The organism is Stenotrophomonas sp. EMP41, assembly GCF_047495535.1.
GTDB lineage: Bacteria > Pseudomonadota > Gammaproteobacteria > Xanthomonadales > Xanthomonadaceae > Stenotrophomonas > Stenotrophomonas sepilia.
In genome coordinates this window covers 1,895,814-1,908,053 of the sequence record NZ_CP179923.1, presented here as the reverse complement: position 1 = coordinate 1,908,053, position 12,240 = coordinate 1,895,814, and the positions used below count along the sequence as shown (strand labels likewise).

Here is a 12,240-nt window from a genome sequence, read left to right as displayed (position 1 = left end):
GCGCGCTGCCATCGGCAAGCACGGGAAGAGCGCGCAGCGCAGGGTTGTCGGCTGGGTGGGGACCTGGCGGGAAGTGAGCCTGGGGCTCGGTTCGGGCTGCGCCGTGGTTGCGAGCCGGACGCATTCCGAATTAGTTGAGTAAAATAAACTAAATCGACCAAAGCGGACAAGAGGGTCCCTTTGCTGGCACCCTCGGCAGGGTATGAACACGCAACGCGAAACCACGGTGCCGCCGCGCGGCCGCCCGCCGACCATCACCCCCAAGCGCCTGGCCGACATCGGCATCCGCCTGGGCCTTCCCAACCTGACCATGGCCAACGTGGCCGCCGAACTGGCGGTAACCCAGGCGGCGCTGTACAAGCGCGTGGCGAACCTGGAGGCGTTGAAGCGCCTGGTGGCGGAGGCGGTGTTCCAGCGCTGGCAGATCCCGCGCGCGTCGGCAGATGCGCCGGGCGGCTTGCAGGGTTATCTGATGGTCTTCGTCGAATCGTTGTGCGAGGTGGTGAAGGCGCACCCCGGGCTGCCGCCGTACCTGCTGCGGCGCACGGTGGCGACCGCGCCGATGCTGGAAAAGATCGCCGCGCACCAGGCCCACGTGGCCGAGGTATTCGGCCTGCCGATGGACAAGGCGCGCTGGCTGCTGGCCACGATCGCCTTCTACTGCATCGCCGGCGCCGACACCATCTACGCGATTGCGGACGACGAAGAGGGGCAGGTGATCACCGAGTTCAAGCAGGGCATGCAGGCGCTGGTGATCGGGTCATTGCAGCTGCTGGACGCGGAGAGCGCGGACTGAGCACCGTGATGCCATCCACGCACGGCGTGGATCTACAATGCGGCCATGCCTGTCACGCCCACTCTTGAAAACCTGCGCCGCTACGCGGTGGCGCGCACCCTGTTCAAGCCGACCACGCTGCTGACCGCGATCCGGAAGCTGGGCTTCGTGCAGGCCGACCCGATCCGGGCACCTGCACGCGCGCAGGACCTGACCCTGCGGCACCGGGTGAAGCACTACCGCGCAGGCGATCTTGAGCGGCGCTACAGCCGCTTGCCGGTGGAAGAGGACTGCCTGGTGAACTACGGCTTCCTGCCCCGCGAGCATCTGGCACTGATGCACCCGCGCGTGGCCAAGCGCAATTGGGACGCCGAGACCCATCGCCGCGCCGCCGAGGTGCTGGCGTTCGTGCGCGAGCGCGGCAGTGTGCATCCGCGCGAGGTCGACCAGGCCTTCGCGCATGGGCGCGTAACCAACTACTGGGGTGGCACCAGCAATGCCAGCACGCATCTGCTGGATGGCATGCACTACCGTGGCCTGCTGCGCGTGGCGCGGCGCGACAACGGCACCCGTATCTACGCCGTGGCCGAGCATGCCGAGGCGGATGCCAGCGAGCAGTCGCAGGTCGAACGCGCGGCCGCCCTGATTGATCTGGTGGTGCGCAAGTACGCGCCGCTGCCATCGGCCAGCCTGACCTATCTGGTGCGGCTGCTGGGCTATGGTGCCCCCCATCTGGCCGAGCAGACCCGCAAGGCATTGGCACTGGCAAAGCAGCAGCTGGCCAGTTGCACGCTGGAGGGCACTACCTGGTACTGGCCGGCGGACGAGAATCCGCGTTCGCGCCGCCATGCATCGGACGAGCAGGTGCGCCTGCTGGCGCCGTTCGACCCGGTAGTGTGGGACCGCCGCCGCTTCGAGTTGCTGTGGGGCTGGGTGTACAAGTTCGAGGCCTACACGCCTGCGCCAAAGCGCCAGTATGGGTACTACGCACTGCCGGTGCTGTGGCATGACCAGGTGGTGGGCTGGGCCAACCTGAGCGTGTGCGGCGGTGAGCTGGTGCCGAACGTGGGTTATGCCGGCAAGTCGCTGGCCCGCGACAAGGCATTTCGTGGCGCGCTGGACGACGAGTTGCAGCGCATGGCGGAGTTCCTGTAGCGCCAAGCGGCGCATGGGTACCTATCTGGGTGCTGGCCGCGTTGGTGTGTTCGTCTGTGATCGGGCTGGGCTTCGGCTGCTTCCCGGCACGCAGTGCTGCACAGCTGGACCCTATCCAGGCACTGGCGGCGGAATAGGGCCGCCCGCTATGGCACCTGTAGAGCCGAGCCCGCGCTCGGCTGCACTCCGTTCAGGTCGCGCTGCACCGAGCGCTGCGCGCAGCAAGCCGAACATAGGATCTCGGCTCTACAGCTGCTCAGCGCACCTTGCCTTTGATTGGCACGCTTCCCGGCAGCTGGGAATACCCGCCGTCACCCCAGTGCCGGGTGATGCGCTGGAAGAACAAGGAGTTGGGCACGCGCAGCAGGCAACCGCGCGCGCCTTCGCCACGATCACTCAGCGTGGTGTAGATCAGGTTGATGTCAACCACCTGACCGCACAAGCCCGGCTTGTCCACGCTTTCCAGCACTTCAATGGTGTCATTGATGCGGAACGGGCGCGTAGCGACGATCAGGAACGAACAGAACAGGTTGGACAACACGCTCCATGCGGCGAAGAACGCCACCGCACCGACCGCCATGAACCCGGTCAGCGCGGTCCACAGCACCGAGCGCGACACGCCCAGGCGCTCCAGTATCAGCAGCGCAGCCGCCAGATACAGCAGCAAGGCACCGCCGCGGCGCAGGCCCACATGAAGCTCGGGAGCCAGCCTGCCGCGCTGCCGGGCCTGCACCAGCAGCCACGCCAGGGCACGCACCATCACCCATGCGACGCCCAGGATGGCCAGCACCTCGGCCACCGGCACCACCACAGTCAGCCAGTCTTCGATCCAGGCGGGCAATCCGGCCATGAGGAGTCACAGTGTTGCCGCGCCGCCGGAGATAGTCAGCAGTGCACCGGAGGTGTAGCTGGCGCTGTCCGAAGCCAGCATCACATAGGCCGAGGCCAGCTCGGCCGGCTGTCCGGGGCGGCCGAATGGCGTCTGCGCGCCGAACTGTTCGACCTCTTCGGCGGCCATGCCTGCGGGAATGAACGGCGTCCAGATCGGGCCGGGCAGCACGGCATTGACGCGGATCTGCTGCTCGGCGAGCAGGCCGGCCAGCCCCAGCGTCAGGTTGGCGACGGCACCTTTGGTTGCAGAATAGGGAAGGATGTTCGGCGTCGGTCGCTTGGAATTGACCGATGCGGTGTTGATGATCGCACCGCCACCGCGCAGGTGCGGGACGCACAGCCGGGTCAGATTGAACACGGCATGGACGTTGGTATCGAACGTCCGCTTCCAGTCATCCAGGGTGATGTCGTCGAAGTGCTCGTAGTAGCGCTGGTAGGCAGCGTTGTTCACCAGGATGTCGAGACCGTCCAGCTCGCTGGCCACGCGGTCTACGAGCGAGCGCGCCTGTGCCGGGTCACTGATGTCACACGGTACCAGCACGGCTTTGCGCCCGGCCTGTTCGATCTGCTGCTGCACATGGCGGGCGTCGTCCTGCTCGCCATCGAGGAATGCGATGGCAACGTCGGCGCCTTCGCGCGCGAAAGCGATCGCCACCGCCGCGCCGATACCGCTGTCACCGCCGGTGATCAGTGCCTTCTTGCCCTGCAGCAGGCCATGCCCGCGATAACTGTCCTCGCCATGGTCCGGCCGGGGCTGCATCTGCGCAGTCTTGCCGGGGAAGGGTTGCTGCTGGGCCGGGAAGGGCGGGCGTGGGTAATCGGGCAGGGCCATCGTCACTCTCCGAAAGGAAACCGGCGCCAGTCTCCCTCCAAGCGGGTAAACGGCTGGAGGGCGCGGTGTCGTTGCAGCGTGGACGCCTGCGCGCGCGGCTTCACAATGGATGCGCGATGGTGGTCATGATGCTGTTGGCCGGTTGCCGTGAATCCAGCCGCGTATGCTGCACGATGATCGGCTGGTCGGATTCGACGAGGGTGGCGAAGCCCGTGCCGCGCGGCACAGGTGCCGGATCCTGCAGATCGTTGAAGCGCAGATGGCAGGTGCGCCGCGCCGGCACCGTTATCCGGTAGGGGCCCACCGGATCGCGGTCCTCGAAGTAGAGGGTCAGGGTGACATGTGCGTCCTCGTTGCCGGCATTGAGGACGCAGCATGTTTCGTGACTCTGCATCTCCGGTGACGGGCCGTTGCTCCAGGCTGGAATGTAGCCTTCGGCGATAGCCCAGCGTCGATGCCCGATGCAGGAAGCGTTCGTTTCCATGACGCCGTTTTAGCTGGAGGGGTGTTGCCATCGTGTCCAGTCCCCGCACGGAATCCGTGATGACCATCGGCTACCACGCATCGCATGAGCAGTTCCCGCCCACCACCTTGCTGGGCCTGGCGCTGCGCGCCGAACAGGCGGGATTCGAGGCCCTGATGTGCTCCGACCATTTCCACCCGTGGACGACCGCACAAGGGCAGTCGGGCCACAGCTGGGTGTGGGCCGGCGCGCTGGCGGTGCAGAGCGCGTTGACCCTGGGCATGGTGACGTGCCCGATGCTGCGCCAGCACCCGGCCTTGGTGGCACAGGCAGCGGCGACGCTGGAGCAGCTGGCGCCGGGCCGGATCTGGTTGGCGCTGGGTACCGGCGAGGCGCTGAACGAGCGCATCACCGGCCAGCCGTGGCCAGCCAAGCGGGAGCGGCAGAGGGCACTGCGCGATGCGGCCGAGGTGATGCGGCGGCTGTGGGGCGGCGAGCAGGTCGACCACGACGGTGGCTTCCAGGTGCGCCAGGCGCGACTGTACAGCCGGCCGGCACTTCCCCTGCCGCTGCTGGGTGCAGCCGTCACGGAGGACACCGCACGCTGGATGGGGGGCTGGGCCGACGGCCTGATCACGATCAGCCAGCCATTGGCGCAGTTGCAGCGCGTGGTGGCGGCGTTCGAACAGGGCGGTGGCAGGGGCAAGCCGATGTACCTGCAGGCCAAGCTCTCCTACGCGCGTGCCGAACAGGCGGCACTGGAAGGCGCGATGGAGCAGTGGAGCGCCAATGTCCTGCCACCGGAACTGGCCGAAGGCCTGGACCAGCCCGAGCAGTTCGAGGCACAGGCCCGGTCGGTCAGTGCCGACGAGCTGCGCCAGCACGTGCATGTCTCGGCGGATCTTGGCCAGCACCGGGCCTGGCTGCAGGAACTGCAGTCACTGGGCTTCGATCGCATCTACCTGCACAACGTGAACCGCGAGCAGGACCGCTTCATCGATGATTTCGCCGAACACGTGCTGCCCGCGCTGCGCACTCAGGCGCCCTCGGCGGCCAGCCACGTATAGCCATGGCCCTGCAGGCAACAGCGGCGATCCTGCAGCCTGGCGCCGTGGCCCACCAGCGTACGCAGCGGGCCGTGCAGGGGCACCTCTACCTCAACCGGGTCGTCGCCGAAGTTGATCAGTGCCAGTGCCTGGTGGGGGGCCTCGCCGTAGCGGAGCATCAGCAGCGCAGGTGAAGGTGGGTCGAGCGTGTGAGGACCCTGCTGCAGCACGGGATGTGCATTGCGTTGCTGCAGCAGCTCGCGCACGCGCTGCAGCAGCGAGCCGGGCGTCGCGCGTTGCGCCTCGACATTCACCGTCCGGTAACCGTAAGCGCCGTCTGCCGGAGGCACGCGCCAGGCATGCCGCGGTTGATCGGTAAACCCCGCCGCTGGTCCACCGTGCCAGTGCATCGGCACCCGCACGGCATTGCGTTCTGGTAGCTCCAGGCAGTCACCGAGGCCGATCTCTTCCCCATAGCGGATCACCGGCACCTGACCCAGCGACAGCAGTGCGGCCCAGGCCATGGCCTGCCACGCGGTGTCGCCGTCCAGCATGGGCGCCAGCCGGCGGCGGATGCCGCGGCGATAGATGCGCATGCCAGGTTCGGGCGCGAAGCGCTCCATCACCGCCTCGCGTTCGTCCGGCTCAAGCTGCTCCAGGTCAAGCTCATCATTGTTGCGCAGCCAGGCGATGCGCGTGCGCGGCGGCGCCTGCGGTCCGTATTCGGCCATGACCCGGGCCACTTCACTGGCGTCGCCGCGCGCCAGGGCCAGGAAGAAATGATTGTTCAGATGGAAGTCGAGCAGGTGCGAAAGCCGCCGGCCCTGGCACAGGAAGTCACCGTAGCGGGGCGCGCTGACATCCGCTTCGCCGATCAGCGGCAGGCCTGGCTGTTGCGCATCTGCCGTGGCGCGCATTTCCTCCAGCAGCCACAACCCGTCGTCGCGCGGGTCGGCGTGGCGGGCGCGCTCGACCATGTACGGGACCGCATCCACGCGGAAGCCGGCCACGCCGCGCTCCATCCAGAACGTCATCACCCGCAGCAGTTCGTCGCGTACCGGCGCATGGGCCAACTCCAGGTCTGGCTCGTGCCGGTAGAACATGTGACGGTTGAACGCGCCGGCCTCGGCGTCCCATGTCCAGGCAGACGCCTCGATCGGTGGGAACATCGGCTGCAGGCCGTCGTCGGGCACGTGGTCGCTCCACAGGTACCAGCGGCGCCATGCCGGGTCGCCCCGCTGCGCGGCGACGAACCACGGGTGGGTGCTGGCAGTGTGCTGCATCACCAGCTCGACGATGATGCCGATACCGCGTGCGTCGGCAGCATCGACCAGGTGCTGGAACGCGGCCTGGTCGCCCAGGCGTGGATCGATGCGGTAGTGATCGGTGACATCGTAGCCACCGTCACGGCCGGCGTTGCAGTAGAACGGCAGCAGCCACAGGTGGCTGACACCGAGCCACTGCAGGTAGTCCAGCTTTTCGGTGATGCCATCCAGCGTGCCCCAGCCGCGGCCGTCGCTGTCGCGGAACAGGTAGGGGTCGACCTGGTAGATCGCGCGAAGCGGGCGCACCGCCATGGGGCTTCTCCGTCACTGTCCACGGATGACCAGCCTGCTGTCGCGCGTGGCAGCGGTTCGTGAAACGGATGGCACCCTGTCGTGACATGGCATCCACGGACTCTGCATGCGCGGGCGCGCACAGTGAACGCTCATTCCCTGCGCCGAGGAGGCTTCCTGCATGGCCCGACGCAAGTCGCTTCGTATTGCCACGTTCAACGTCAACGGCATCGGCACGCGCCTGCCACAGCTGCTGGACTGGCTGCACAGGGAATCGCCGGACGTGGTTGCCCTGCAGGAACTGAAGGCGACCGACGCCGCGTTTCCGGCTGCGTCATTGGAGGAGGCTGGGTACGGTGCACTCTGGCAAGGCGAGGCGCGCTGGAACGGCGTGGCACTGCTGGCACGGGGGGCCACGCCGGTCGAGAGCCGCCGTCGATTGCCCGGCGAGCCCAGCGACACGCAGAGCCGCTACCTGGAGGCGGCGGTGCACGGGGTCATCGTGGGTGCCCTCTACCTGCCCAACGGCAACCCGCAGCCCGGGCCCAGGTTCGACTACAAGCTGCGCTGGATGGCGCGCCTGATCCGGCATGCGCGCAGCCTGGTCGAGCTGCCGCACCCGGCGCTGCTGCTGGGTGATTTCAACGTGATTCCCACCGAAGCCGACGTCTACGACCCCAAGGCCTGGCGCCGCGATGCGCTGTTCCAGCCCGAGGTGCGCGAGGCCTTTGAACGGCTGCTGGCGCAGGGCTGGACCGATGCGTTGCGGAAGGTGCACGGCAACGCCACGATCTACACCTTCTGGGATTATTTCCGCCAGCATGCCGAGCGCGACCGTGGGTTGCGCATCGATCATCTGCTGTTGAACCCCGTACTGGCGGAGCGACTGAAGGACGCTGGCGTCGACCGCTGGGTACGCCTGCAGGCAAAGGCCAGCGACCACGCGCCGGCGTGGGTGACGGTAAGCGCGTGATCAACGCGCGGTTGGGTCTTCGCGTCGCTCGCGGCGTACCCGTGCGCGGGTGCGGTACAGGCGGCTGTCCGCTTTCTGGATGGTGTCGGCCACCGGCTCGCCGGGCGTGTTGATGGCCGCACCCATCGAGAACGCGCTGGGCGAGAGCGCGGCGTGGTCCTGGTACCAATGCTCCAGTTCGCTCAACCGGCCGTCCGCAGGCGCGACCAGTACCACCATGAATTCGTCGCCGCCCAGTCGCACCACCGTCTCCTCCTTGCCCAGCGGTGAGCGCAGGAACGTGGCGAACTCGACCAGGACGGCGTCGCCACGCCTGTGGCCCTGGGTGTCGTTGATGTGCTTGAAATGGTCCAGATCGAACATCACGCAGGCCCAGCGCTCGTCAATCAGTTCATCCAGCCGGTGCAGGTAACGCCGGTTGTAGCACTGCGTGAGCGGATCCTTGAAGGACATCTCGCGCAGCTGCTGCTCCTGCATCCGCAGCGCGGTGACGTCCTGAGCATGTCCCAGCACGTAGGGCGGGCTGGCTTCGTTGTCGAGCACGTTGTGATACGCCCAGTAGTGGCGCGTTCCGTCCGCGGCGATCAGCTCGATCACGCCAGCGTCGGTGTGGTTTGCCTGGATCCGAGCGAGGTAGGCCTTGAAGCCCTCGCGTTTTTCCGGCGGCATCAGGTCACACAGGCTGCGCCCGACCATCTGGCTTTCCTCGAAACCCAGCGATTGCACGGCCGCCGGATTCACCGAGGTCAATGTGCCGTCCAGGGTGTGGGTGCAGATCAGGCCCAGGCTGTAGTGGAACAGTCGCCGGTAGCGGGTTTCGCTCGCTTCCAGCGCGTCGAGCGCGGCTCGCTCGTCCGTGATGTCCTGGATCGCCCCGACCAGGCGCGGATGCCCGTCGACCTGTTGCCGGCTGCCGACCACCCGGGTCCAGATCGCGCGCCCGTCGGCGGTGGTCATTGGCAGCTGCACCTCCCAGGACGTGCCTTCGTCGATGCAACGCTGCACTGCTGCCCGGATGATGTTGCGGCTGTCTTCGCGATAGAACGACAGCGCGGTGTCGAGCGTCGGTTCAAAGTTGCTGCGCACGCCGTGCAACTGCTTGGTCTCGCGGGTCCAGCGCACTTCGTTGGTGACCAGGTCCATCTCCCAGCCGCCCACCCGGGCGGCGCGGTTGGTGCGCTCCAGGAAGTCTTCGCTGCGTTTGAGCTCGCGATGCAGCGCCTTGGCCTGGCCCACCTGCGCCATCAGCGTGCTGCGCTGCTCCAGCACCTGGGTGGTGACCCGGGCAAGGTGCACCATCAGTTCGCGCTGGGACGGAGACAGCACGCCGGGCATCGGATCGAGCAGGCACAGCGTGCCGATACGTGCGCCGTGCGCCGAGCCCAGGGGGATGCCAGCGTAGTGGCGGATGCGCGGCCCACCTGTCACCAGCGGATTGGTGGAGAAACGTGGGTCCTGGCGCGCATCGGGTATCTCGAACAGCTCGTCCTGGCGTATGGCATGGGTGCAGAAGGAAATTTCGCGGGCCGTTTCGCTGACGCCCTCAAGGCCGATGTTGGCCTTGAACCACTGGCGGTCTTCGGCCACCACGCTGATCAGGCCCATGGTCATGCCGGTTGCGGCGCGGGCGGCGGCGACGATGGCATCGAACACCGGCTCCGGTGGCGTATCCAACAGGTGCAGTCGTTCGATTTCGAGCAGTCGTTCGGCTTCGTCCATGGCGCTTTTCAGGGCTGGGTGGCGAGGGCGCTTGCGGCAGCTGTCTGGGACTACGCTAGTGCGCACGGCGTTATGTATCGCCATGGCGGGGTGATGCCGATGTGAGGCGGGCGCGCCGGTTCAGTGCTCGCGCAGCGATGCCTGCAATGCGGTTGCCAGCGCCGCGTCTCCGGACACCAGATCCTGCCAGCGCAACGCAATGCCCTTGCGTCGCCCCTTCTCCACCAGCTTCAGGCCGTCAGGGTCCACAGTCAGGGTGTAGGGCTGGCCATCGATCTCCAGTTCGCGTCGCAACGGCTTGTCGAGATGTGTCATCAGGGTTTCCTTGCGGGGGCGGAGATGCGGCGTCGCCGCACCGACACGTGACGGTGGTCACGGACGTGCCATCGCCAGGGGAAATCGACGGCGCGCGTGATTCCGATCCGTGGACCAACTTCCGGGTCGGACGGAGGCGGGGTGCCATCGCTGGCGATCACGATGCCATGGCTGCCTGTCACCAGATCGGCGCCGTCGAAGCTGCGGTCCAGACCGAATGCCTGCGAGAGCTTGCCGGGGCCGCTGGCCAGATCGTGGTCGCGGCGCGCGGCGGGACGCAGCTCGTGCATGCGCTCCAGGCCCGCCAGCGGTTCGACGGCCCGCAGCAGCACCGCCACGCCTTCACCGACCTCTCCGCAGACCACGTTGCTGCCCCAGTGCATGCCGTACGTGAAGTAGACGTAGAGGTGGCCGGCCTCACCGAACATGCTGGCCGTGCGCGGCGTTGGCCCGCGATAGGAGTGCGCGGCGGGATCGTCGCTGCCGGCATAGGCTTCAACCTCGACGATGCGGCCAGTGCGACCATCGTCGCGCACCAGCAGCTTGTTGAGCAGCTCCGGCGCAACGTCGGTCGATGGACGCCGGTAGAAGCGGCGCGGCAGGATCTGCAGGGAGGCGGGCAACCAGTCCGGCACGGTGGTGGCAGGCTCGGGTGAAATACCGTGGCACTGTGGCATCGATCAGGTGAAACGGGCGCAGACGCCGCGTCATTCCGGCGCAGGCGGTGCGGCCAATGCAGCGCGCCGGGCGGCATACACCTCCGGCGTCTGCGGCTTGATGAACAGTGCCACCAGTTCCGGATACTCGCGCTTCACCGCCGTTTCGATGCGGGTGATGCAGGCTTCGATCTGCGGGGTCCGGCGGTCATCCTCGAACTCGGCGCTGAGCATGGCCACGACCTGTTCCGGGCCCATCTGCATGGTGGTCACGCCATTGGCGCGGCGCAGATCCGGATCGGTTTCGGCCACCGCCATGATCCGCTCGGCCACTGCGGGATGGGCAGGTTCTCCGACCAGCAGGCCCTTGGTCTCACGGGCCAGGAGGAAGGCGGTGGCGGCCAGCACGCCGGCGATGCACAGCGACGCAACGCCATCAAGCACCGGCATGTCCAGCACCTGCGCGGCCACCAGGCCGATCAGTGCGAAGCCCAGCCCGAGCAACGCAGCGCTGTCTTCCAGCAGTACGGTGAAGGTGGAAGGATCCTTGCTGCGGCGGAAGGCTTCGAAGTAGCCAAGTTTGCCTTTGGTACGCCGGAACTCGCGCAGCGCCACCCACCAGGAGGCACCCTCGAACAGGATGGAAATGCCCAGCACGCTGTAGCTCAACGCATGGTTGGTGGCCGGCTCCGGCCTGCGGATGTGCTGGATGCCCTCGTAGGCCGAAACGCCGGCACCGGCCGCGAACACCAGCAGGGCGACGATGAAGCTCCAGAAGTACAGCTCGCGGCCATAGCCGAACGGATGCAGGGAATCCGGCGCCTTGCCGGCACGGCGCAGCCCGTACAGCAGCAGAAGTTCATTCAATGTGTCGACCAGCGAATGCACGCCCTCGCTGAGCATGGCCGAGCTGCCGGAGATGCCGGCGGCGATGAATTTGGCGATCGCAATGGCGAGGTTGCCCGCGAGCGCGGCATAGATGACAAGGCGGGAACCAGTGGGAGCGGACATTTCGGTGAGCGGGCGGGGCGGACGCCTGATCTTCGCGGTCGCCGCGTGCCCGCTGCGTGCACGCTACGCTCAACGCCCCTTCGGATTGAGATACAACCGCGCACCGTCGGATTCACGGAACCCGGACCAGCGGCCACCGCCTGACGCGCGGAAGCGCCCGAACACCGTGTTGCTGGTATCGGTGAGCAGCAGCTGGTTGCCCGACAGCACCCAGCGGTTGGCCGAGAAGAAGCCGTCCGGGCAGCCGGTGGGAACGTAGGCGCTGTAGCCACCGAACCACTCGATGCTCTTCAGTTCGATGGTGCACGTGCTGCCGTTCTCCTGGCCCAGCGTCCAGCTGCCGAACAGATCGCCTTCGCGCACGCCGCGGCCGCCGCGCTGGCGGTCGTGGTCCCAGTCATCGTTGTTGTCGTGGAAGCCGAAGTCCACGTCCAGCCCCTTGCTTTCACTGCGCGACTCGGACTGCGAGCTGCCGCTGGTGGTGGTCTGCGTGGTCACTGCGCCACTGCTCTGGGTCTGGGTACTGCTGGATTGCGTGGTCTGCTCGGTACGGGTGGTCTGTTCACCGAAGCCGAACGACGCGTCCTGGGCAAGGGCGGGCAGGGTCAGGAAGCACAGGACGGACAGGCAGGCACGGGCAGGAACGGCGGCCATCGCAGGATCCTCGGCAGGGTGGACCGCGCGAGTATCGAACCGGTGGAGCGGGAGACGGCGTGAGGACGCGCCCAGGGGCGGGCGTGCCAAGAGTCGGCGCTGTTCGCTGACGGGTCGTGCCGGCCGCTGGCCGGCTCCTCTTTGGCGCCCAGAGGCCGAAGGCATGCCGGCCAGCGGCCGGCACGACCCGCAGC

Annotated in this window: 13 protein-coding genes; 4 read left to right on the top strand and 9 right to left on the bottom strand. The window is 67.2% G+C overall.

Annotated elements, in window-relative coordinates; translation table 11 throughout:
- The first annotated feature begins 202 nt into the window (after window positions 1-202).
- Both ACMGRF_RS08770 and ACMGRF_RS08765 read left to right on the top strand, forming a co-directional pair.
- The gene (locus tag ACMGRF_RS08770) at window positions 203-796 is read left to right on the top strand and encodes a TetR/AcrR family transcriptional regulator (RefSeq protein ID WP_049410869.1); all 594 of its coding nucleotides are present in this window, start codon (window positions 203-205) and stop codon (window positions 794-796) included.
- Between the two features lie 45 nt (window positions 797-841).
- A complete protein-coding gene (locus ACMGRF_RS08765; protein ID WP_049410866.1) occupies window positions 842-1,930 on the top strand; it encodes a DNA glycosylase AlkZ-like family protein in 1,089 nt (362 codons plus the stop codon).
- Window positions 1,931-2,186: 256 nt separating this feature from the next.
- Here ACMGRF_RS08765 and ACMGRF_RS08760 read toward each other — a convergent pair whose 3' ends face one another.
- From ACMGRF_RS08760 to ACMGRF_RS08750, 3 genes are all read right to left on the bottom strand, one after another.
- Window positions 2,187-2,780, bottom strand: a complete 594-nt coding sequence (locus ACMGRF_RS08760; RefSeq protein WP_049410863.1) for a mechanosensitive ion channel domain-containing protein — start codon at window positions 2,778-2,780, stop codon at window positions 2,187-2,189.
- Window positions 2,781-2,786: 6 nt separating this feature from the next.
- Entirely contained in the window at window positions 2,787-3,653 is an 867-nt protein-coding gene (locus ACMGRF_RS08755; protein WP_049410860.1) for a glucose 1-dehydrogenase, read from the bottom strand.
- Between the two features lie 100 nt (window positions 3,654-3,753).
- Complete coding sequence (locus tag ACMGRF_RS08750; protein WP_049410857.1) at window positions 3,754-4,137, bottom strand: sensory rhodopsin transducer; 384 nt, start codon at window positions 4,135-4,137, stop codon at window positions 3,754-3,756.
- Window positions 4,138-4,196: 59 nt separating this feature from the next.
- Here ACMGRF_RS08750 and ACMGRF_RS08745 point away from each other — a divergent pair, with 59 nt between their 5' ends.
- The gene (locus ACMGRF_RS08745; protein WP_414485840.1) at window positions 4,197-5,183 is read left to right on the top strand and encodes a TIGR03885 family FMN-dependent LLM class oxidoreductase; all 987 of its coding nucleotides are present in this window, start codon (window positions 4,197-4,199) and stop codon (window positions 5,181-5,183) included.
- Here ACMGRF_RS08745 and ACMGRF_RS08740 read toward each other — a convergent pair.
- Window positions 5,153-6,739, bottom strand: coding sequence for an alpha-amylase family glycosyl hydrolase (locus tag ACMGRF_RS08740; protein WP_049410851.1), 1,587 nt, complete (start codon window positions 6,737-6,739; stop codon window positions 5,153-5,155). The two genes, ACMGRF_RS08745 and ACMGRF_RS08740, sit on opposite strands and share 31 nt — an antisense overlap.
- Before the next feature lie 160 nt (window positions 6,740-6,899).
- Here ACMGRF_RS08740 and ACMGRF_RS08735 point away from each other — a divergent pair, with 160 nt between their 5' ends.
- Window positions 6,900-7,691: an exodeoxyribonuclease III gene (locus tag ACMGRF_RS08735; RefSeq protein WP_414485839.1), complete on the top strand. Its 792-nt coding sequence runs from the start codon at window positions 6,900-6,902 to the stop codon at window positions 7,689-7,691.
- Here the strand turns inward: ACMGRF_RS08735 and ACMGRF_RS08730 are convergent, their stop codons facing one another.
- The 5 genes from ACMGRF_RS08730 to ACMGRF_RS08710 form a co-directional block, all read right to left on the bottom strand.
- Window positions 7,692-9,410 (bottom strand): diguanylate cyclase, encoded by a 1,719-nt coding sequence (locus ACMGRF_RS08730; protein WP_049410846.1) that lies wholly within the window; start codon window positions 9,408-9,410, stop codon window positions 7,692-7,694. It lies immediately after the preceding gene.
- A gap of 120 nt (window positions 9,411-9,530) precedes the next feature.
- Complete coding sequence (locus ACMGRF_RS08725; RefSeq protein WP_049410843.1) at window positions 9,531-9,725, bottom strand: hypothetical protein; 195 nt, start codon at window positions 9,723-9,725, stop codon at window positions 9,531-9,533.
- On the bottom strand, window positions 9,725-10,360 hold the full coding sequence (locus ACMGRF_RS08720; protein ID WP_049410925.1) for a DNA-3-methyladenine glycosylase: 636 nt from the start codon (window positions 10,358-10,360) through the stop codon (window positions 9,725-9,727). The genes ACMGRF_RS08725 and ACMGRF_RS08720 overlap by 1 nt, the downstream gene beginning before the upstream one ends.
- Before the next feature lie 72 nt (window positions 10,361-10,432).
- Window positions 10,433-11,392 (bottom strand): cation diffusion facilitator family transporter, encoded by a 960-nt coding sequence (locus ACMGRF_RS08715; RefSeq protein WP_049438394.1) that lies wholly within the window; start codon window positions 11,390-11,392, stop codon window positions 10,433-10,435.
- Between the two features lie 69 nt (window positions 11,393-11,461).
- Entirely contained in the window at window positions 11,462-12,046 is a 585-nt protein-coding gene (locus ACMGRF_RS08710) for an AprI/Inh family metalloprotease inhibitor (RefSeq protein ID WP_049410837.1), read from the bottom strand.
- Window positions 12,047-12,240: the final 194 nt, after the last annotated feature.

Coding starts and splice junctions, on each gene's coding strand:
- ACMGRF_RS08770 (WP_049410869.1), top strand. CDS start 203: ATGAACACGCAACGCGAAACCACGGTGCCGCCGCGCGGCCGCCCGCCG.
- ACMGRF_RS08765 (WP_049410866.1), top strand. CDS start 842: ATGCCTGTCACGCCCACTCTTGAAAACCTGCGCCGCTACGCGGTGGCG.
- ACMGRF_RS08760 (WP_049410863.1), bottom strand. CDS start 2,780: ATGGCCGGATTGCCCGCCTGGATCGAAGACTGGCTGACTGTGGTGGTG.
- ACMGRF_RS08755 (WP_049410860.1), bottom strand. CDS start 3,653: ATGGCCCTGCCCGATTACCCACGCCCGCCCTTCCCGGCCCAGCAGCAA.
- ACMGRF_RS08750 (WP_049410857.1), bottom strand. CDS start 4,137: ATGGAAACGAACGCTTCCTGCATCGGGCATCGACGCTGGGCTATCGCC.
- ACMGRF_RS08745 (WP_414485840.1), top strand. CDS start 4,197: ATGACCATCGGCTACCACGCATCGCATGAGCAGTTCCCGCCCACCACC.
- ACMGRF_RS08740 (WP_049410851.1), bottom strand. CDS start 6,739: ATGGCGGTGCGCCCGCTTCGCGCGATCTACCAGGTCGACCCCTACCTG.
- ACMGRF_RS08735 (WP_414485839.1), top strand. CDS start 6,900: ATGGCCCGACGCAAGTCGCTTCGTATTGCCACGTTCAACGTCAACGGC.
- ACMGRF_RS08730 (WP_049410846.1), bottom strand. CDS start 9,410: ATGGACGAAGCCGAACGACTGCTCGAAATCGAACGACTGCACCTGTTG.
- ACMGRF_RS08725 (WP_049410843.1), bottom strand. CDS start 9,725: ATGACACATCTCGACAAGCCGTTGCGACGCGAACTGGAGATCGATGGC.
- ACMGRF_RS08715 (WP_049438394.1), bottom strand. CDS start 11,392: ATGTCCGCTCCCACTGGTTCCCGCCTTGTCATCTATGCCGCGCTCGCG.
- ACMGRF_RS08710 (WP_049410837.1), bottom strand. CDS start 12,046: ATGGCCGCCGTTCCTGCCCGTGCCTGCCTGTCCGTCCTGTGCTTCCTG.